At 63.6% G+C, this 22,278-nt stretch carries 8 protein-coding genes; 3 read left to right on the top strand and 5 right to left on the bottom strand.

From position 1 onward, the window contains the following. Positions 1-103: 103 nt before the first annotated feature. The 3 genes from ACIOMR_RS21600 to ACIOMR_RS21590 all read right to left on the bottom strand — a co-directional run bounded on the left by ACIOMR_RS21600 (position 104) and on the right by ACIOMR_RS21590 (position 3,000). A complete protein-coding gene (locus ACIOMR_RS21600; RefSeq protein WP_003209007.1) occupies positions 104-877 on the bottom strand; it encodes an N-acetylmuramoyl-L-alanine amidase in 774 nt (257 codons plus the stop codon). A 123-nt stretch (positions 878-1,000) separates the two neighbouring features. Next, complete coding sequence (locus ACIOMR_RS21595; protein WP_008431673.1) at positions 1,001-2,320, bottom strand: ATP-binding protein; 1,320 nt, start codon at positions 2,318-2,320, stop codon at positions 1,001-1,003. Next, positions 2,320-3,000, bottom strand: a complete 681-nt coding sequence (locus ACIOMR_RS21590; protein WP_003209011.1) for a response regulator — start codon at positions 2,998-3,000, stop codon at positions 2,320-2,322. Before ACIOMR_RS21590 ends, ACIOMR_RS21595 begins: the two co-directional genes overlap by 1 nt. 175 nt (positions 3,001-3,175) lie before the next feature. On the opposite strand from ACIOMR_RS21590, the gene dsbD reads away from it, so the two are divergent. The 3 genes from dsbD to dsbG are packed head-to-tail and all read left to right on the top strand — an operon-like array spanning position 3,176 to position 6,512. Next, positions 3,176-4,906 (top strand): protein-disulfide reductase DsbD, encoded by a 1,731-nt coding sequence (dsbD, locus tag ACIOMR_RS21585; RefSeq protein ID WP_023659271.1) that lies wholly within the window; start codon positions 3,176-3,178, stop codon positions 4,904-4,906. After that, a complete protein-coding gene (locus ACIOMR_RS21580; protein WP_087695093.1) occupies positions 4,906-5,775 on the top strand; it encodes a TlpA disulfide reductase family protein in 870 nt (289 codons plus the stop codon). The genes dsbD and ACIOMR_RS21580 overlap by 1 nt, the downstream gene beginning before the upstream one ends. Further along, positions 5,751-6,512 carry a thiol:disulfide interchange protein DsbG gene (gene dsbG, locus ACIOMR_RS21575; RefSeq protein WP_003209017.1) on the top strand — a complete coding sequence of 254 codons (762 nt, stop codon included), beginning with the start codon at positions 5,751-5,753 and terminating at the stop codon, positions 6,510-6,512. Before ACIOMR_RS21580 ends, dsbG begins: the two co-directional genes overlap by 25 nt. Positions 6,513-6,573: 61 nt before the next feature. On the opposite strand, the gene ACIOMR_RS21570 is transcribed toward dsbG, so the two are convergent. Further along, the gene (locus ACIOMR_RS21570; protein ID WP_401196280.1) at positions 6,574-9,162 is read right to left on the bottom strand and encodes a hypothetical protein; all 2,589 of its coding nucleotides are present in this window, start codon (positions 9,160-9,162) and stop codon (positions 6,574-6,576) included. A 132-nt stretch (positions 9,163-9,294) separates the two neighbouring features. Further along, the gene (locus ACIOMR_RS21565; RefSeq protein WP_401196277.1) at positions 9,295-22,233 is read right to left on the bottom strand and encodes a non-ribosomal peptide synthetase; all 12,939 of its coding nucleotides are present in this window, start codon (positions 22,231-22,233) and stop codon (positions 9,295-9,297) included. Positions 22,234-22,278 lie beyond the last annotated feature (45 nt).

The following is a 22,278-nucleotide window of genomic DNA, read 5'->3' as shown; positions in this document are numbered from 1 at the left end:
GTTGGCGCCAGGCCCAAGGGCCGCGCACGGATTTCCTGTTCTGGAAACGCATCAGCGAAGGGAGGATTTACACCTGTGGTCGTTAAAAACAGCTTTAGCGGATTTACCCGGCCACCCCGGTGTATTTTTCATTCAACGCATACAGGATCGCGCAGGTCTGCGCATCCAGCCGCCCACTGTAGTCAGAGGGCCGAAAATGCATCTGGAACGCACGGACACGTTGCTGGAAACCCAGGCGATTTTTCGCCGGAGCATAACCGTAGCGCTGGAACGCCCGCTCCACCTCAACCTCTGGCGGCAGGCCGATGTCGAACCGACGTTGATAGGCCATCTTGGCCACCTCTTCATACCAGGCCCCCACGCCCGCCTCGAACAGGCAGCGCCATGGCAAGCGGGGGCCGGGGTCGCTCTTGCGCCAATAGGCAATGTCGGAATGCCCGAGGATGTCGGTAGGACCGATCGCCGGGTAACGCACCTGAATGTCACGAATCAAGGCGATCAACACGTCAATCTGCTCTGCGCCATACGCCGGGAAGGTCAACACACCGGCGTCATCCCGGGCCTGGTTGACGATTTCAATGCCGATGGAGCGGCTGTTGAGGTTATCGCGCCCGGCCCAGTGGCTGGTGCCGGCGTGCCAGGCGCGTTGCGCTTCGTCCACCAGGCGAAATACCCGCAACTCGTCATAGCCGGCGGCGCGGTAGCTGGCGTCATGGGGGTCGGCCAACAGGTAGTGGGCACTGAAACCGTCGCGGGTCAGTGCACGCAATGACGAGGCAAAGGGCGCGGCGGTGTAATGCACAATCACCTGGCGCACGGCCTGGCCATTGCGCTCATTGAAGTCGTTTGCGGGATACGTGGAATCGATAACCAACATAGGGGCTGTCCTTTTCAACACAGGCCGAGTCATTCAGCCGGTTCAAACACAAAAAAATGACCGCCATCCTGAAGCGTTGCGCTTGAGGATGGCGGTAGCTATGTGTGCTGTGAAAAGAAGGTTTCAGCGCCGCAACGGCATGCCCAGGTCGACGCGCATGCCATCGGCCTGGCTGTCGAATTTCAGAGAGCACGAGCAGCGCTGCACGATGGCCTGGACGATCGCCAACCCCAGGCCGCAACCCGGGCTGTTGCCGTTGCGCCAGAAGCGCTGGGTCAAGTGTTGCAAGTCTTCGCTGGAAATCGGCGCGCCATGGTCACGCACCCGGAACACCACATTGTCGCCAGCGCTGGACACACTCAGCTCCACCCGGGTATCGGCCGGGGTGTGGCGCAACGCGTTGTCCAGCAGGTTGCGCAGGGCCGCGACGGCCAGGCCCACCGGCATTTCCAAAGGTTTTTCGGACAAACCGTCTGCCAGGATCAGGTCAATACGCTGATTGTCGCCGCCGTTGGCATCCTGGATCGCCAGTTGCGCAACTTGCTCGGCACTCGATTGCAGGCCGTCATCAAACGACAGGCTGCCTTCGACCCGCGCCAGCAGCAGCAACTGCTCAAGGGTGCGGTGCAAGCGGTCGGCGCCCTCTTCAGCATGGGCCAGGGACTGGTCACGGGCGGCGCCTTCGGTCATGCGCGCCACTTGCAGGTGGGTCTTGATCGCGGTCAACGGGCTGCGCAGTTCGTGGGCCGCGTCACCGGTCAAGCGGCGTTCGCGTTCGATGGTCTTGGCGATGCGTTGCAGCAACTGGTTCTGGGTGTCGAGCAGTGGCTTGAGTTCGCTGGGCAGCGGGCTGATCTGCAACGGTTCGAGGGAGTCGGCACTGCGGCGCATCAAGGCGTCACGCATGCGGTTGAGCGGCAACAGGCTCTGGCCGATCCCCAGCCACAACAGGCACAGGCAGCCCAACAATGCCACGCCCACCGGCACCGAGGCGGCCAGCAGGATCGACAGGTTCAACGCTTCACGCTCCACCTGCCGGTCGGCGGTGGTGATAAACAAATCGCCACGGGACAGGGTAAAGCTGCGCCAGCCCACGCCATCAATCATCTGGTCGCGAAAGCCGCTCTTGCGCGACTCCAGGCCCTGGTCCGGCGTGGTGTGGCTGCGGGCCAAAACCACGCCGCGCAAGGAACTGACCTGGCACGCCATACCGCCTGGCACGTTCAATTGTTCGGCGCTGAAGTGCGCGCCCTCCCCCGTGCTGGAAAGGCCGGGCATCTGCTCCATCAGGCCCGCCACCATGCGTGCCGACGCCACCAGGCGCTGGTCGAGGGAAAACATCATCTGGTTGCGCAGGTCGTTGAGCATCCACGCGGCGGCCAGGACCCAGATCAGCACGAAGGCTGCGCCGAGCTTGAAGGTCAGCCGCAGGCGCAGGCTCATCACGAAGCGTCCTCTCCACCGTCAGCCGGGCCCAGGCGATAGCCCAGGCCGCGCACGGTTTCGACGATGCCGTTGCCGAGTTTGCGCCGCAGGTGGTGGATGTGCACGTTGAGGGCGTTGCTTTCCAGTTCGTCGTTCAGGCCGTAGACGCTGTCCTTGAGCTGCTCGCTGGAGAGCACCCGGCCGCGGTTCTGCAACAGGGCCTGCAACAGCGCCTGCTCGCGGCGGGACAGGTCCACCGACTCACCGCCCAGCAACGTTTCGCGGCTGCTGGGGTTGTAGGTCAGGCGCCCGTGCTCGATCAGGTTGACGCTGCGCCCAGCCACCCGGCGCAACAGGGTGTGCAGGCGTGCGGCGAGTTCGCGCAGGTCGAAGGGTTTGAGCAGGTAGTCGTCGGCACCGGCCTGCAGGCCGTCGACGCGGTTGGTCACCGAATCCCGTGCGGTCAGGATCAGCACTGGAATCTCCAGACCCTGGCTGCGCAGTTGCTGCAACAGCTTCAAGCCGTCTTCATCCGGCAGGCCGAGGTCGAGTACCATCACGTCGAATTCCGCCACCTTGAGCATCGCCCGGGCAGCCGCAGCCGTGCCGACGCGCTCGACCGTCAGGCCCTGGGCGCTGAGCCCGGCAACAATACCGCTGGCGATCAGCTCGTCGTCTTCACAGACCAGTACGTGCATGGTGAACCCTTTGCAAAATGTGAGGGTGATTAAAAAGGCAGTGGATTAAGCGTGCATTATGCCGCCAACGCCAAGAATCCCGGATAATCCCTTCTTTCTAGGATAGCCCGGTTAATCATCGGTTAATCAACGCCACACATTGTGTGTCCCACTTGCTTCGAACTAAGGCTTGATCATGCGGCATCTGTTTATCTTTCTGCTGGTAGTGTTTGCTGGATTCGCCCAGGCCGCGCCTGGCAACAATCCATTCGAGACCAAACCCGACTTCCTCCCGGTAGGCAAAGCCTTCACCTTTACCTCCGAGCGTCTGGCCTCCGGCGAAACCCAGTTGTATTGGCAGATTGCCGACGGTTACTACCTGTACCAGCAGCGCATGAAATTCGATGGCCTGGCCGAAAAGCCGACGTTGCCCCAGGGCGAAGCCCACAGCGACGAGTTCTTCGGCGAGCAGCAAGTCTATCGCCAGGGCCTGGAAGTGAAGATTCCCGCTGGCGCCACCGGCCAGGTCAAACTCGGCTGGCAAGGCTGCGCCGATGCAGGCCTGTGCTACCCGCCGCAATCGATCACCGTGGACCTGGGCGGCAACCCTGCCGTCGCCGCCACCGGCCAGGCCCAGGACCAAAGCCTGGCCAGCGGCCTGCAACAACGCAGCCTGGGCTGGAGCCTGCTGGTGTTCTTCGGCCTGGGCCTGCTGCTGGCCTTCGCCCCGTGTTCCCTGCCGATGTTGCCGATCCTCGCCGGCCTTGTGGTCGGCAGCGGCGCCAGCCCACGGCGCGGCTTTGCCCTGGCCGCCAGCTACGTGGTGTGCATGGCGCTGGTGTATGCCGCGCTCGGTGTATTGGCTGCGCTGCTCGGCGGCAACCTCGCCGCCCTGCTGCAAACCCCGTGGATCCTCGGCAGCTTCGCTGCGTTGTTTGTGATTCTCGCCCTGCCGATGTTCGGCTTCTTTGAACTGCAACTGCCGGCCTTCCTGCGCGATCGCCTGGACAACGTCAGCCGCAACCAAAGCGGCGGCAGCCTGGTAGGCGCCGGCGTGCTCGGCGCCCTGTCCGGCTTGCTGGTGGGCCCGTGCATGACTGCGCCCCTGGCCGGCGCGCTGCTGTACATCGCCCAAAGCGGCAACGCCTTGCACGGCGGCCTGATCCTGTTTGCCATGGGCATCGGCATCGGTGTGCCACTGTTGCTGCTGGTGACCGTGGGCAACCGCTTCCTGCCCAAGCCTGGCACCTGGATGAATATCCTCAAGGGCATCTTCGGCTTCCTGTTCCTCGCCACCGCCGTGCTGATGATTCGCCCGGTGGTCGGTGAAACCCTGTGGCTCGGCTTGTGGGGTGTGCTGGCGCTGGTCATGGCCTACTGCGGCTGGCGCCTGGCCCGCGATTTCGGGCGTACCGCCATGCTGTTCGGTGCCGGTTCGCTGGTGCTGGGCCTCTGGGGCAGCGTATTGGTGATCGGCGCGGCCGGCGGCAGCGACGACCTGTGGCAACCGCTGAAGGTCTACAGCGGCTCGCGGGTAGCCGGTGCCCCCAGCGCCCACGAAGCCTTCATGACCATCAACGACCCGGCCGTGCTGCAAAGCCAGCTCGACAGCGCCAAGGCCCAGGGCCAATGGGTGCTGGTGGACTACTACGCCGACTGGTGCGTGTCGTGCAAGATCATGGAAAAACAGGTGTTCGGCAAACCCGAGGTACTGGACGCCCTCAAGGATGTGCGCCTGCTGCGCCTCGACGTCACCGCCGACAACGCCGCCAGCCGCGAGCTGCTGGGCCGCTACAAGGTCCCCGGCCCTCCGAGCTTCGTCTGGATCGGCCCCGACGGTGAAGAGCGCCGCGCCCAGCGCATCACCGGCGAAGTCGACGCCGCCGCCTTCCTGCAACGCTGGACCCAAGCCCGGGAAGCCCTCTGATGCTGACACTGACCATCGGCACCTTCGCCATCGCCCTGAATCACTTGCTGCTGATCACGGCGTTGATCCTCGCCACCCTGGTGGGCTGGCGGGTGGCCAAGCGCGGCGGCGAGAACCCCGAGTCGGTGCTGTTCACCCTGTTTCTGCTGGGTATGCTCGCCGCACGCGTCAGCTTCGTATTGATGTACTGGTCGTACTACCAGAATGACCCGCTGCAAATCGTCGACCTGCGCGACGGCGGTTTTCTCGCCTGGCCCGGCGTGATCGTGCTGATCATCGGCGCGCTGATCTACGGCTGGCGCCGCCCGCTGCTGCGCAAGCCGCTGAGCGCCGGCGTGATCACCGGCCTGGCGTTCTGGGCCTTGACCAGCCTGTCCCTGACCCTCTACGAAAAAGGCACGCACCTGCCGGACATTGCCCTGCGCAACGCCAATGGCGAAACCGTGCAACTGGCCGACTACAAGGGCGGCCCGCTGGTGATCAACCTGTGGGCCACCTGGTGCCCGCCGTGCCGGCGCGAAATGCCGGTACTGGAAAGTGCCCAGCGCCAGCGCCCGGACGTGACCTTCCTGTTCGTCAACCAGGCCGAAAGCATGCAAAGCGTCGCCACCTATCTGGCGACCCAGGGCCTGAACCTGGACAACGTGCTGTTCGACGCCAGCGGCCGCCTCGGCCAGGCCGTCGGCTCCATGGCCTTGCCCACCACCCTCTTCTACCAACCTGATGGTCGCCTGATCAACAGCCACCTGGGCGAACTCTCACAGGCCAGCCTGGCCCGCGCCATGGAGCGCTTCGAGCCGACCCCCGCCAAACCGGCCTTGCCGGCCACCACAAGGAATTCGCCATGCTCCGCCTCCGCCACCTGCTGACACTCCTGCCCCTGACCCTGGCCGCCAGCCTGGTCCACGCCGAAGACTGGCCGGCGCCGATCAAGAACATCGAGGCCAAGGGTGCCAAGATCATCGGCAAGTTCGATGCGCCCAGCGGCCTCACAGGTTACGCGGCGCAATACCAGAACCGTGGCATGGCGCTGTACCTGACTGCCGATGGCAAAAGCGTGATTGCCGGCAACCTGTACGACGCCGATGGCAATGACCTGAGCACCGCGCCGCTGGAGAAACTGGTGTATGCGCCGATGGCCAAGGAAGTCTGGGCCAAGATGGAACACAGCAACTGGATCCAGGACGGCAACAAGGACGCGCCGCGCATCGTGTACCTGTTCAGCGACCCGAACTGCCCGTACTGCAACATGTTCTGGGAACAGGCACGGCCGTGGGTGAAGTCGGGCAAGGTACAGTTGCGGCACATCATGGTGGGGATTATCCGCGAAGACAGCCCGGGCAAGTCGGCCGCGCTGTTTGCCGCCAAGGACCCGCAACAGGCCTTGGAAGCCCATGAGTCGGCCGGTAAAGGCAGCAAGTTGCAGGCGCTGGAAAAGATCCCGGCGGATATCCAGGCCAAGCTTGATTCGAATATGAAGCTGATGGACGAGCTGGAGTTGTCGGCCACGCCGGCAATTTTCTATCTGGATGACAAGGGTGGGTTGCAGCAACAGCAAGGAGCGCCGTCGCCGGATAAGCTGGTGAAGATTCTCGGTCCGAAATAATCAGCCCTAGCCTGAAAAGACAATGCCCGCATCGAAGCGGGCATTGTCTTTTCAGCGCGGATTAAATCCCCTCGACCAGGAAATCATCCATGTACCAATCGTTGCCGCTCGTAGCGCCTTCATGGCTATAGATTTCCAGCAGCACGGGAGCGATGGTTGGCGTTAAGGTGAAGCTCAGTGTGTGCCAGTTCAGATCAACCAACTCTTCCACCGGTGTTTGTTGAATGGAGTCTTTGCGCAACGATAACTTGGGCGTCGCGAACGCAACGCTGTACCGTCGAACCCGTACGGAAAACCGGTAAGTAAAACCGCTCTCCAAATCCAAGAAGCGCCGCTGCAGGATCGGGCCGAAACTGTTATTGGTAAATGTGAAATTCCTGACTGCGTAATCGGGCTTGCCGTCAGGTCCCGTCCCCATATATTCAATGCTGATATCCCTGGCATCGGGTGCGCCTGACCCTACGGTCCATAAACCCAAGGTCTGATCGTTGAAATCCGTCAGGTCTCTGTACTGCTTGCGCAACAGCAACATCAGCACAGGGAACACAATTGCTTCGCTCACATGGGAGCTGCCGTCCGCCGTAACCTTGAACACGATGTTCAATACGGACCTGTGGCGAAACTTTTCCAGTTCCTCACGAGGCAGAACGTGCGACAACCCATGGTTTGCCTGCTCTTGCGTGATCGGCTCATTGACCAGCAGCTTGAGGGTATGGGACGACCCGTCGAGCAAGGTTCCCGTACATTCCAGCCAGCCCTTTTGCCCCGCCAGGATGAACCACCAGGCTTGCAGCGTAATCTCGGCATCCCCGGTAAAGGTGCGCAAGTCCAGTGTCCCCTGGCCACCGGGCAATTGAGTGGCCTGCGGCACCTCCGGCGCAGGCAAGCGCTGCGGGACACTGATCTGTAGCTCCAGGTCAGCTGACGTGACGTGCTTGCATGCGCTCGCGACGCTGTAACTGACGGGCACTGTTTTGCCGCTTCCAGCGATTACAGCCTCGCGGGGAATGGTGAAGTCAACGTACTTCGGATCAGTGTTACCCGGCTTGGGTGGCAACGGCAGGCAACTACCGTCCGATTGTGTCCAACACACGCTGATCTCGTCATGAGCACTGATGTGGTCATATTCCACTCGTGCCGTCACGCCATCACGGCCATTCCATACCGTCAACTGCGAGCCCACGGCCTCCCGAATGGTCAAGGGTTTCAGGACCAGGTCTTCCTGATGAATATCCAGGTGCAGCACAGGAAACGGCTCGGCGCTGGCCCTGTCGGACCGGCCATCGAAGTTCACCGCAAAATGCACGTCAAAGCGGCTGCAATCGGCCAGCTTTTGCAGATCGCGGCGGGACAGCAGCGTACTGACGCCCTCCTGCAGCCATTGCTCGGAGAGCGGCTCGCCGTCCAGCACATCGAAGCGATAAGGCGCGCCATCTTCCCGCTCACCGGTTACCCACATCCAGCAGGGCTGCCCCAAGGCGCCGTAGGCATAGGCCGCCACCGTCAGTTGCGCGTCCCCCTGGAACGTATTGAGGTCCAGCGTACTGCCCGTGGCCTGTTCCACCTGCGGCTTGGGCAGGCCGGAGATATTCAGGATTTTTACCGGTCGCGGCAGCGCCGACCAGGTTTGCCCTTCCCGTCGGACGGTGTAGCGGACCGACACCTGCTTATTGAAATTGGCGCTGATGGCTGACGCCGGCACATTAAAATCAACAACGTCCCGATTGTCGGCCTGCTTGCACTCGAGTACCGGAGTGCCTGCCCCGGCAGTCCCTTCCCAGAAGGCGCAAACCCAGTCGCAAGGGCACATATGCTCATAGCTGACCCGGATGGTCGCACCGTCCCGGGTATTGACCGGATTCAATACGAGATTTTCAGGTGTGATTTGCGTGGCTTCCACCACCGTGGGCGCTACGAGATCCAAATGAGGCTCGATGAGCAACGTCAACACCAAACCAGAAATCAGCCGATACACCGGCCTGGAACCCGCACGCGGCAAAAACTCAACGTAGAACGCAATATAAAGCTCACTGTCATGCTCGAGCGTGGCCAGCTCGGCACGGGACAACTTTCGGGTCCAGCCGTGGCGCACGTCCTCCTCTGTTACCGGTGCATCTTCATAAGGGTAGAGACTGGCCTTGGACCCATCAGGGTAAATCCCCCCGATATAGACCTGAGCCACTTGAACCGGGTCGATGAACGGCCAGGCGTCGACATGCAGAACCGGGTCTTCACCGCACAACAAGGACAGGTCCAGAACACCGCCTGAGGCTTGAAAGATCTGCAGTTGCGGCAAATTGGACGGCAACTTGATGAACACGTCGGCAACGGGGGAAGGATGTTCCTCGCCATCGCGGGTAACGACATAGGAAAACAGCGCGAAGTTATCAATGCGCAGCCCTACGTAATACGGGGGTACGTGGAACTCGACCGAGCCCGCTTCGACGCCATCCTGGGAGGCAATCGGCGCGTATTCCCCCGGTGTCGACTCCCAGCGCAACGCAATACTGTCGGTGCTGAGCATCCCTTCGTAAAACACCCGGACAGTAGCCCCCTCCAGCAACTGGAGCGGGTCAACCCGGGGCTCTCCCTCGGCCTCGATCAACTGTGGCTTGGGCAGATCAAGGGTCAACGGTGATGACTTGGGCATGATAGAACTCCATTTCAACGAGTGATGGTGTTGCCCATCACACGCCGAAATGCCCTCCTTGCCTACTGTCAGAATTCACAGTTCGAACCTTAACAACCGCGCCACCCGACGAGTGGCGCGTTGCGATCCGAGTTAAAAACCCTCCAGCTCCGCCATCAAATCACTCAACCGATCCACCTTCTCGGCGCTGATCTCATTCGCCGCCAGCCCGTCGATATACCCCGCCAACGCCTCCACCGTGCTGCACTCGAACATCGCCCGCAACGGCACATCCCGCTGCAGCGTCTTCTGCACCCGTGAAGCTATCTGCGTGGCCAGCAACGAATGCCCGCCCAGTTCGAAGAAGTTGTCCTGCACGCCGACGCGCTCGACCTTGAGCACCTCGGCCCAGATCCCGGCCAGCGTCTGCTCCAGCTCATTGCGCGGCGCCAGATATTCCTGGCTGTGCAACTGGCCGATCTCCAGTGCCGGCAAGGCCTTGCGGTCCAGCTTGCCGTTGGCGTTCAGCGGCAACCGGTCGAGCCACAACCAATGCAACGGCACCATGTATTCCGGTAGCTCGGCCCGCAGGCGTTGCTTGATGCGATCGAGGCGCTCACCCGGGTTGAGCTGCGCATCCGCCGCCACCAGGTAGCCCACCAGATGCTTGCCGTTGACGCCCTCCTGCACGCCCACCGCCGCATCCCGCACTTCAGGCTGCTCATGCAGGCGCGCTTCGATTTCACCCAGCTCGATCCGGTAACCGCGAATCTTCACCTGATGGTCGATGCGCCCGACGTACTCCAACACACCGTCGCTGCGACGGCGGGCCAAATCCCCTGTTCGATACAACCGGTCCGCACCAAATGGATTCGGCACAAACGCTTGCGCCGTGCGCAGCGGATCGCTGACATAACCACGCCCCACGCCCGTCCCGGCCACGCACAACTCGCCAACCGCGCCTTGGGGCACCAATTCCAGCGCGCCGTCCAGCAGGTACAACCGGTTGTTGTCAGTCGGCGTACCAATCGGCAGATAAGTGCCACGGGTCGACGCCAGGTCGACGCGGAAGAACGCCACGTCGTCCGAACATTCCGCCGGGCCATACGCGTTGACCAGGCCAATCTGCGGATAACGCAGCAACCACTGGTGCGCCAGTTCCGGCGGCATCGCTTCACCCGTCGGCAGCATCCAGCGCAAGCCATCCAGGCTCATGCGCTCCTGGGCGAGCATGCCCTGGATCAGTGACGGCACGCTTTCCAGCACGGTAATGCCCTGGGCCTGGACGTGAGCGAGCAAGCCTTGCGGATCATGGGCAATGGTATTCGGCACAATGTCCACCCGCGCCCCGAACAGCGGCGCCGCAAGGAACTGCCACACCGAGATATCGAAACTTTGCGAGGCGGTCTGGGCGATCACATCGTGCTCAGTCAGTTGCAGATACGGCACCTTGCTCAACTGGTTATTGAGCATGCCGCGCTGTTCGACCATCACGCCCTTGGGCAGGCCAGTGGAGCCCGAGGTGTAGATCACGTAGGCCAGGTTATCCGGCGCGCTGTAGATGCCCGGGTTCTGCTCTGAACCCACCAGCTCCTCCCACACCAGCAGCCTCGGTCGCGAGCCACAGGCAAACTCTTCCAGCAACAGATCCGCCTGTTCCCGACAAGCCTCGGTGCACACCAGCAACGGCGTACGACTGAGGTCGATGATCCGGCTCAAGCGCTGGGTCGGCAGCCCCGGATCCAGCGGCAAGTAACCCGCGCCGGCCTTGAAGCTGCCGATGATCATGCCCAGCAAATCCAGATTACGTTCAGCCAGCAACGCCACCGGTTGGTCCAGCCCGACACCCGCGGCAATCAGCGCATGACCCAGGCGGTTACTGCGCCGGTTCAGCTCAGAGTAGGTCCATTGCTGATCCAGGCAACTGGCGGCAATCCGCTGTGGATGCTGTGCCACCTGGGCTTCGAACAGCTCGATGTAACTGCGCTCCAGCGGATACTCATGCTCGCTCTGGTTGCAGCCGTCCACCAGGAACTCACGCTCCTGCTCGCCAATCAGCGGCAAGTCGGCCATGTCGCCATGGAAGCCCTGCACCAGCGCCAGCAGCAGCCGCTTGAATTCAGTGAGCATGCCTTGCACGGTGGTTTCATCGAAATAACGCTGGTCGTAGGACAGGTGCAAGCCCAGGTCATCGCCCGGGTAGCACACGGCCGTCAGCGGGAAGTTGGTGTGGGTGCGACCGGAATCCGAGGTGGCATTCAGGCTTTGCGCACGGTCCAGTACCGAGACTTCCACCGGGGCGTTCTCGAACACGAACAGGCTGTCGAACAGCGGCTGGCCTTTCGGCAGTTCGCTGTGCTCCTGGATGGTCACCAGCGGCAGGTACTCGTACTCGCGCAGTTGCATATTGCTGTCGAGCAGGCCGCTCAACCATTGGCGCACGCTGCACTGCTGATCGTCCTCCGGCAGCTTGACCCGCAAGGCGATACTGTTGATAAACAGCCCGACAGTGCGCTGCATCTCGGGCATTTCTACCGGGCGCCCTGCCACGGTGACGCCGAACAGCACGTCGCGATCGCCACTCAAGCGCCGCAGCACCAGGGCCCATGCCGCCTGGGCGAAGGTGTTCACCGTCAATTGATGAGCCTGGGCCAGCTCGCGCAATTGCGCGCCGTCGCGCACATCCAGGCGGGTGTAGCAGTCGCCTACCACCATGCCGCCGCTGTGGCCGGCATGCTCGCGCAGGAACGGCCGGTCGCTCGGAATCGGTGTGGTGCGTTCGAACCCTTGCAGGTTCTGCTGCCACCACTGGCGCGCCTCGGCGAGGTTCTGGCGTTGCAGCCAGGCGATGTAATCGCGGTAACGCGGTGGCGTCGCCAGTTGCGCTTCGCGACCTTCGCCGAGGGCCATGTAGATGTCGAAGAAATCGTTCATCAGCAGCGAGCGGCACCACGCATCGATCAGGATGTGGTGGTTGCTCATCATGAACCAGTAGCGGGCTTCGCCTACGCGGATCAGCCGCAGGTGGAAGGGCGCCTGGTTAAGCAGATCGAAACCGGCTTCACGCTCGTTTTTCAGCAACGCTTGCAGGCGCGGTTCCTGCTCGCTTTCCGGCTCCTGGCTCCAGTCGAGGTACTCGATCGGCGTGCTGCCGGGCTTGTGGATAACCTGCAACATGTCTTCGCCGACGTTCCAGCAGAACGAGGCGCGCAAGGCTTCATGACGGGCGATCACCGCCTGCCAGGCCTGGGCGAAACGCTCGGGGTCCAGGGCGCTGTTGATGCGGTAGCGGTCCTGCATGTAGTAGAGGCCGGTGCCCGGTTCCAGCAGGGTGTGCAGCAGCAAGCCTTCCTGCATCGGGGTCAGCGGGTACACGTCTTCGATGGCATTGGCCGGCACCGGCAGCGCATCGAGTTGCCCCTGGGTCAGGTGCGCCAGCGGGAAGTCCGACGGCGTAAGGCCGCCCGCGTCTGCCTTGAGGCAATGTTCGATCAGGCTTTGCAGTTCCGCCAGGTAAGCGTCCGCCAGTTCAGCGATGGTCTGGCTGTGGTGACGCTCGCGGCTGAAGGTCCAGCGCAGCACCAGCTCACCGCCGTACACCTGGCTGTCGACACTCAGCGCGTTGGGCAACGGCGCGTCCGGGTCGTGGGCGATCCCGGCGGACTCGTCCAGCGGGTGGAACAGTGCGTCGGCGCCAAAGCTCTGGTCGAACTGGCCGAGGTAATTGAAGGTGATACTAGCGCTCGGCAACGCGGCCATGGTCTGGCGGCACAGGTCGTCGGCCAGGTAGCGCAGCACGCCATAACCCAACCCTTTGTGGGGCACGCCGCGCAGTTGCTCCTTGATCGCCTTGATCGAGGCGCCCTGCCCGGCGGCCTCTTCGATATGCAGCGGGGTCAGGCGCAGCGGGTAGGCGCTGGTGAACCAGCCGACGCTGCGGGTCAGGTCGATCTCGTCGAATAGCGGTTCGCGGCCGTGGCCTTCCAGCTGGATCAATGCGGATTCATGGCCACTCCAGCGGCACAGCACACGGGCCAGGGCCGTCAGCAGCAAATCGTTGACCTGGGTGCGGTAGGCACTTGGTGCCTGCTGCAACAACTGGCGGGTGCGCTCGGCATCCAGGCGCACGCTGACGGTATCGGCGTCGCGATTGCGCAGCGAACCCTGTGGGCGATCCACCGGCAATTCGACGGCAGGGCCGGCCAACTGTTGCTGCCACACGTGCAGCTCCTCACGCAGGGATTCGCTGCCGGCATACGCCTGCAACCGCGCCGCCCAGTCGCGCAAGGCGCTGGTCTTGGCCGGCAGGTTGACCGGCTGGCCGTCGCTCAACTGGCGATACACGGTTTGCAAATCTTCGAGCAATACCCGCCAGGAAACGCCGTCCACCACCAGGTGATGGATCGCGATCAGCAGCCGGCGCTGGCCTTGCGGGCCGTCCACCAGCAACGCGCGCAACAACGGGCCATGGGCAAGGTTGAGGCTGCGCTGGGTGTCGGTGAACAGCGCGCTGCACTGCTCCATGTCCGCTACCTGGGCTTGCAACAGCAGGCCGCCTTCCGGCACCGCCAAGTGTTCGGCGTGCCATTGGGCGTCGCGCTGGGTGAAGCTCAGGCGCAGGGCGTCGTGATGTTCCAGCACCGCCAGCAACGCTTGCTCCAGGCGATGAGGTTCCAGGGCCTGAACCGGCTCCAGCAGCAATGCCTGGTTCCAGTGTTGGCGCTCCGGGATGTCGGTGTCGAAGAACCAGTGCTGGATCGGCGTCAGCCCGGACGTGCCGGTCAACACGCCTTGTTCGGCGCTGACCTGCTCGCTGCGGGTCGCCACGGCGGCCAGGGTTTGCACGGTCTGGTGCTGGAACAAATCACGCGGGCTGAAATGAATCCCCGCCTGCCGGGCCCGGCTGACCACCTGGATCGACAGGATCGAGTCGCCGCCCAACTCGAAGAAGTTGTCGTCAAGGCCTACCTGTTGCACGTTCAGTACCGCGCACCAGATGGCCGCCAGGGTTTGCTCCAGCTCGTTGCGCGGCGCCACGTACTGTTGACGATTCGCCTCGGGGTCCGGCTGCGGCAAGGCGCGGCGGTCGAGTTTGCCGTTGGCGGTCAGCGGCATGCTGTCGAGAACGATCAGGTGCGCGGGCACCATGTAGTCCGGCAGCTGCGCTTTCAGATGCGCCTTTAGGGATTCACGCAGCGCGCCCTGCTCCTGGTCGCTGACCAGATAGGCCACCAACTGCTTGCCGCTCGGAGAGTCCAGCGCCAACACCACCGCTTCACGCACCGCCTCGTGTTCCAGCAGGCGGGTTTCAATTTCTCCCAACTCGATGCGGAAACCACGAATCTTCACTTGATGGTCGATACGACCGAGGTATTCCACCAGGCCATCGGCACGCTGGCGCACCAGGTCGCCGGTGCGATACAGGCGACCGCCGTTCGTGGCAAACGGATCCGCGACAAACCGCTCCGCCGTCATCCCCGGACGCTGGTGATACCCCTGGGCCAGGCCGGCACCGCCGACGTACAACTCACCCGTCGCGCCTTGCGGCACCAGCGCCAGATCCGCATCCAGAATGTAGGCCACACGCGCGCCGATGATGCTGCCGATCGGCACGCTGCCGGCGCCCTCTTCCAGGGCTTCCGGGGCCAGGCTGGCCAACGGCATCACCACGGTTTCAGTCGGGCCATAGGCGTTGAAAAACAGCGCCGGCTTGAATGCCGCACGAATGCGCTGCAAGTGTTCGCCGGTCAGGGCCTCACCGCCGGTGATGCACATGCGCACCGCCAGGGTCTGGTCTTGCGTGGCCAGCCATTGCGCCAACTGGCTGCCATAGCTTGGGGTGAAGCCCAGGATATTGATGCGGTGCCGACGAATCAGCCCGCAGATTTCTTCCGCGTCCCACTGGCCCTGGGCCCGCAACACAACCTGCGCGCCACTGAGCAACGGCACCAGCAGACGCTCGGTGGCAGCGTCAAAGTTGATGGAATAGAAGTGCAGCTCGCAGTCATCCGGGCGCATGCCGAAGCGTTCGATCACCGCCTGGCAATGCATGGCGATTTCGCCGTGGGACACCACCACGCCCTTGGGCTTGCCGGTGGAACCGGAGGTGTAGATCAAGTAGGCCTGATGTTGCGGCAGGCTGATGAAAGGCAACTCGCTTGCCGGGTAGTCCGCCAGGGTCGGCAGGTCATCTTCCAGGCACCAGCGGCCGACACTCTCAGGCAGTTCGCCCAATGCGTCGAACATCGCGGCATCGCTGAGCAACAGGCCGATGCCACTGTCTTCGATCATGTAGTGCAGGCGGTCCAGCGGGTATTCCGGGTCCAGCGGCACATAGGCGCCGCCGGCCTTGAGGATTGCCAGCAGGCCAACCACCATCTCCAGCGAACGCTGCAACGCCAGGCCGACCCGCACCTGCGGGCCCACGCCGCGCTCGCGGAGCATCCAGGCCAGGCGATTGGCACGGCTGTCGAGTTCGCTGTAGCTCAGGGTCTGCCCGGCAAAGGTCAACGCCGGTGCATCGGCACGGGCCAGGGCCTGCTCGCTGAACAGGTGATGGATGCACTGGTCGAGGCGATGCTCGCCAGCCTCAATGCCGAGGCTGTCTCGCAGGGCGCGCTGTTCGCCAGCCTCCAGCAACGGCAACTCACTCAGGCGCTGTTGCGGATCGGCGAGCAAGGCTTCCAGCAGGTTTTGCCAATGCGCCGCCATGCGCGCAATGCGCGGCTCGTCGAACAGGTCGGTGCTGTAGGTCAGGCAGCAACCCAGGCGATGATCGAGGTCAGTGACTTCCAGGTTGAGGTCGAACTTGGTGGCGCGGGCATCGTTGGCCAGGTATTCGACGGTCATCCCGGCCAGGGTCCGGCTCTGCTGGAACTCCCAGCGCTGCACGTTGCACATCACCTGGAACAGCGGGTTGTACGCCGCGCTGCGGGGTGGTTGCAGGGCCTCCACCAGATGGTCGAACGGCAGGTCCTGATGGGACTGGCCTTCGATCACGGTGTGGCGAACCTGGTCAAACAGTTCGCCGACACTCATCTGCCCGTTGAGCTGGCAACGCAGCACCTGGGTGTTGAGGAATGCGCCAATCAGCCCTTCGCTTTCCGGGCGAATCCGGTTGGCCACCGGCGCACCGATGCGCAGGTCGGTCTGGCCGCTGTAACGGTAGAGCAATACCGCGAGGGTGGCGGTCATGGTCATGAACAGGGTCAGGCCGCGTTCGGCGTTGAAGGCACGCACGCGGGCGGCGAGGTCATCGCTCAAATCGAAACGGTACAGCTCGCCCTGGTGACTTTGCACCGGCGGACGCGGCCGGTCGCCCGGCAGTTCCAGCAGCGGATGTTCGGTGCCCAGTTGCGCGGTCCAGTAATCCAGTTGGCGCTGGCGTTCGCCGGACTCCAGCCACTGGCGCTGCCACGCGCTGTAGTCGAGGTACTGCACCGGCAATGGCGCCAGTGGCGATTCGCGGTCGTCGATGAACGCTTCATACAGCGCGCTGAGTTCACGGGCAAAGATGTCCATGGCCCAGCCTTCGGTGACGATATGGTGCAGGGTCAGCAGCAGGTAATGTTCCTGCTCGCCGGCCTTGACCAGGCAGGCGCGCAGCAGTGGACCGGTCTCCAGATTGAACGGCGTGTGGGCTTCATGATCGGCCAGTTGCTGCACACGCCGTTGCCGCTCGGCCTCACTGAACGCCGAGAAATCCTGCCAATCCATGCGCACGCCGGTTTGCGCCGCAACCTTCTGTTGCGCCACGCCATTAATGCTCGGGAACGTGGTGCGCAGGGTTTCGTGACGCATGATCAAGGCCTGCAACGCCGCCTCGAAACGGCCCACGTCCAGCACCCCACGAAAGCGCGCCATGCCGCCGACGTTATACGCCGGGCTGTCGGGCTCCATCTGCCAGAGGAACCACATGCGCTGCTGGGAATAGGACAGTGGCACCGGTTGGCTGCGGTCGACCTTGCCGATGGCCAGCTGTTGGTTACGTTGCCCGGCGGCCTGGATCAGCCGGACCTGCTCGGCGAAAGCCCCCAGCTCGCTGGCGTCGAACAGCGTGCGCAACGGCAGTTCGACGTCACAGGCCTGGCGGGTGCGGGAGATGATTTGCGTCGCCAGCAACGAATGGCCGCCAAGGGCGAAGAAGTCGTCCCGCAGGCCGATGCGTGGCAGCGCCAGGACTTCACGCCAGATCGCGGCGATTTGCTGTTCCAGCGCTGTTTCAGGTTCGACGTGCTCACGTACCTGCCACACCGGTTCCGGCAAGGCGCGGCGATCCAGTTTGCCGCTTGGGCTCAGGGGCATCGCGTCCAGGCGCATCAATTGCGCCGGGACCATGTACTCCGGCAGCTCGGCGGCCAGGGCGGTTTTTACGTCCTGTTCATCCAACGGTTCGCTGGCGGTGTAGTAACCGATCAACTGCGCACCGGCTGCGGTTTCCCGCACCAGCACCACCGCTTGGGCGATGCCGTCGAGAGCCAGCAGGCGGGCTTCGATTTCTTCAGGCTCGACACGGAAGCCACGCAGTTTGACCTGCTGATCCAGGCGCCCGAGATATTCCAGCACACCGTCGGTGCTCCAGCGCACGCGGTCACCGGTGCGATACAGGCGTGCGCCCGCCTCACCCAGCGGGTCGGCGACAAAGCGTTCGGCGGTCAGCCCCGCACGCCCGAGGTAACCCCGGGCCAGGCCGATGCCACCGATGCACAACTCACCCGGCACACCCGCCGGCAGCGGCTCGAACTGATCATCCAGCACCCGGCAAATCACATTGCCCAGCGGCCGGCCAATCGGCGAACGCTCGCCGTCCTCGGCCTGGCAATGCCAGTGCGTCACGTTGATCGCGGTTTCGGTGGGGCCATACCGATTGTGCAACTGCACCGCCGGCAACTGCGCCAGCACCCGGTTGCGCAACTCGGCAGGCAGCGCTTCACCGCCGGAGAACAGGCGACGCAGGCTGGTGCATTCGGCAGCCAACGGTTCGTCGACAAACAGCTGCAACAGCGGCGGCACAAAGTGCAGCGTGGTCACGCCGTGCTCCTGCACCAACTGCGCGATGCGATGGGGATCGCGATGCTCGCCGGGGCCGGCCAGCACCAGGCGGCAACCGGTGATCAGCGGCCAGAAACACTCCCACACCGACACGTCGAAACTGATGGGCGCCTTTTGCATCAGCACATCGGTTTCATCCAATTGGTAGGTGGCTTGCATCCACTGCAAGCGCTCGGCCAGCGCGGCATGGGTGTTGCCCACGCCCTTGGGCTGGCCGGTGGAGCCGGAGGTGTAGATCACATAGGCGAGGTTGTCGCCATTGAGGTGCAAACCCGGCGCGTGGGTCGGCCAACTGTCGAGCTTGAGGCTGTCCATGGCGATGACGCACACGCCTTGCGCCGTGGGCAGTTGTTCCAGCAGTGAAGTCTGGGTCAGCAGCAGTTGCACGCCGCTGTCCTTGAGCATGTAGGCCAGGCGTTCGGCGGGATAATCCGGGTCCAGCGGCACATAGGCGCCGCCGGCCTTGATGATTGCCAGCAGGCCGATCAGCAGTTGCGGCGAACGCTCGGCGGCGATGGCCACGCACACGTCCGGGCCCACGCCCTTGTCCCGCAGGTAATGGGCCAGGCGGTTGGCCTGGGTGTGCAATTGCGCGAAGGTCAGGCTGCCGTCCTGCCACACCACTGCGGTGCGTTCCGAGACGTATTGGTTAAGTTGTTCCGGCAGCCAGCGCTGCGCCGGTGTGCACGGCGCAGCGCTCCACTGCTGTTGTTGGCGCTGCTCGTCGACGTGCAACAGCTTCAGGTCGCCGATGGCCTGTTGTGGTTGCTCGCAAATGGCTTGCAGCAGGTTGATGAAGTGCCCGGCCAGGCGCTCGATGGTGGCGGCGTCGAACAGCTCATCGGCGTAGTCGAAGGACAGGCTCAGGCGCCCGTTGCGGTCTTCTTCAGTGTGCAGTTGCAGGTCGAACTTGGCTTCGCGGCTGTGCCATGCCAGCTCGTCGGCAAGCAGGCCCGGCAAGCGGCGCAAGGCGCCGAGGTCACGTTGCTGGTGGTTGAACATCACCTGGAACAGGCCTTGTTCCCGAGCTTGGGGGAAGGCTTCCAGCAGTTGTTCGAAAGGCAGGTCCTGATGGGCCTGGGCACCCAGCGCTGCGGTGCGGGTTGCCGTCAGCAACTCGGCGAAGGGCAGGCGCCCATCCAGTTCGGCGCGCAGTACGAGGGTGTTGATAAAGAACCCGATCAGGCCTTGGGTTTCCTGGCGCGGACGGTTGGCGTTGGGCACACCGATGCGGATATCGCGCTGGCCGCTGTAGCGATAGAGCAGGCTCTGGAACGCCGCGAGCAACAGCATGAACGGCGTGGATTCGTGGCTTTGGGCAGTCTTGCGAATGGCTTCGCCGAGGCTCGCGCTCACACGCACACTGTGACGCGAGGCACTGCGCAGGTGCTGCGCCGAACGCGGGTGATCGGTGGCCAGGCTCAGGGTTGGGTGCTCGTCGCCCAGTTGTTGTTTCCAGTAAGCCAGTTGCCGCTGGCCCTCGCCTTCGGCCAGCCACTGGCGCTGCCAACTTCCGTAGTCGGCGTATTGCAGGGCCAGCGCTGGCAGCTCCAGGGGTTGGCCCTGGGATGCAGCGGCGTACAGTCGCGAGAATTCGTCGATCAACACGTTCAGCGACCAGCCGTCCGCGATGATGTGGTGCATCGTCACCAGCAGTTGGTGGTCTTCGTCATCCAGGCGTACCAGCGTTACCCACAGCAGCGGGCCTTTCTCCAGGTCGAACTGGGTGCGGGCTTCGTCTTCACGAATCTGCTTGGCGCGGGCTTCCCGCTCAGCGGCAGGCAAATCGCTGAGGTCGATGACTTGCAGGTCGAAATCAGCCTTGGCGTCGACCCGCTGGAAGGCCTGGCCATCGCGCTCGAAGAAGCGCGTGCGCAGGGCTTCGTGGCGCTGGATCAGTTGCTGGAAGGTTGCGCGCACCGCGTCTTCATCCAGCTCGCCGCGCAACCGCAAGGCGCCGGGAATGGTGTAGGCGCTGCTGTGCGGGTCGAGTTGCCAGGTGATCCACAGACGGTTTTGCGCGAGGGATTGCGGCAGGTCTTCCTGGCGCGACAACCCATGGATTGCGCCTTGGGCCACGCCGCCGTCCTGCTGCAATTGCCCGACGCTGGTGGCGAAGGCAGCCAGGGTGGGCGCTTCGAACAACAGGCGCAGGTTCAGTTCCAGGCCGAGGGTTTCCCGCAGCCGGGCGACGACCTGGGTGGCGCTGATGGAGTTGCCCCCCAGCAGGAAGAAGTGATCGTCGGCGGCGACCTGCGTCACCTGCAATTGCTCGCACCAGATCGCGGCAATCCGGCTTTGCAGCTCGGACGCCAGCACCGCATCACCCGCCTGCGCTTGCACGCCAGGGAACTGCGCATAACTGTCGAGGCTGCCGTCCGCCAGGCGTGTGCGGCAGGCCGAGCGCTGCACCTTGCCGCTGGACGTTTTCGGCAAGCCACCGGGGTTGAGCAGCACCACCACGCTCGGCGCTTCCTGGCAGGCTTCGGCCACCGCCTGGCGAATCGCTTTGATCAGTGCCTCCGGCGGCAGGATTTTCTGCACGCTGCGGCTGATTTCGGCAGCAATACCGATGCCTTCCAGGCCCTGGTCATTCACCGCGAACGCGGCGACCCGCCCCTTGCGCACCACTTCCACTTCACGCTCGATGGCTTGCTCGATGTCTTGGGGATACAGGTTGTGGCCCCGCACGATCAGCAGGTCTTTCAGCCGGCCGGTGATGAACACTTCACCTTCGCGGATAAACCCGAGGTCGCCGGTCCGCAGCCAGGTACGGCCTTCGTGCTGGACGAAAGTCTTGGCGGTGGCTTCAGGGTTGCGCCAGTAGCCGTGGGCGATGCTCGGGCCGGTGGCCCAGATTTCACCGACGGCATTGTCGGAGAGCGTCGCCAGGGTGGCGGGGTCGGCAATCAGCACCGCGTGCTCGGGCTGGCTGGTGCCGCAACTCATGATCGCCGCGCCCTGCCCGGGCTCGGCGCGGTTGGCGGCGAGGGCCTGTTCGTCCAGGCGCAGGGCCGGGATGCCCTGGCCACGAGTGCCGCCGGCAACGAACAAGGTGGCCTCCGCCAAGCCGTAGGAGGCGAAGAAATTGTTCGGGGTAAAACCGCAGGCGGCGAACTTCTCGGCGAAGCGTTCGAGGGTGTCGAGGCGGATCGGCTCGGAGCCGGAATACGCCACGCGCCATTTGCTCAGGTCCAGGCGTTCCAATGCCGATTCGCTGACTCGCTCGCTGCACAAGCGATAGGCGAAGTCCGGCCCGCCGCTGATGGTGCCGCCGTATTCGCTGATCGCTTCGAGCCAGCGCAATGGCCGGCCAAGGAAGTACGCCGGCGACATCAATACGCACGGCACACCGCTGAAGATCGGCTGCAGCAGCCCGCCGATCAGGCCCATGTCGTGGTACAGCGGCAACCAGCTGACGATCACGTCGTCGGGGTTCAGGTCGATGCCGAAGCCGCGACGGATCAGCAATTCGTTGGCCACCAGGTTGCCGTGGGTCACTTGCACGCCCTTGGGCAACGCAGTGGAGCCGGAGGTGTATTGCAGGAAGGCGATGTCATCGTCCTGCAAGTTGGGCGCGATCCAATTGCCCGCGATTTCAACATGGAGACTGTCAACGCACAGCAACTGCGGCGCGCCTTCGAGTTGCGCCAGCGAATCACCGAGGCTGGACGTGGTCAGCAGCAACCGCGGCTCGGCGTCTGCAATGATCGACAGCAGCCGCTCCTGATGATGGCGGCGGGCGGACTCCGGCGGATAGGCCGGCACCGCGATGACCCCGGCGTACAGGCAACCAAAGAACGCCGCGACGTAATCCGGCCCGCTGGGGAACAGCAGCACCGCACGATCGCCCAGCCCGGCGTCGGCCTGCAAGGCGGCGGCAATGGTGCGGGCGCGCAGGTCGAGGTCGCGGTAACTGAGGACAACGCTCTGTTCGGCCGTCTCGGCAAGGAAGCGCAACGCCAGTCGATCCGGGGTTTGCGCGGCGCGGCGTTGAAGGGACTGAACCAGGGTGCGGGGAAGTTCGAAGGCGTCCATCATGGGGTTCCTGCCTGAAATCGGCTTACTGGGAAATCGGGGAATGTG

It is taken from the genome of Pseudomonas sp. NPDC087814, assembly GCF_044742865.1.
In the GTDB taxonomy this organism is placed as follows: Bacteria; Pseudomonadota; Gammaproteobacteria; order Pseudomonadales; family Pseudomonadaceae; genus Aquipseudomonas.
This window is presented reverse-complemented; position numbering and strand designations above follow the sequence as displayed.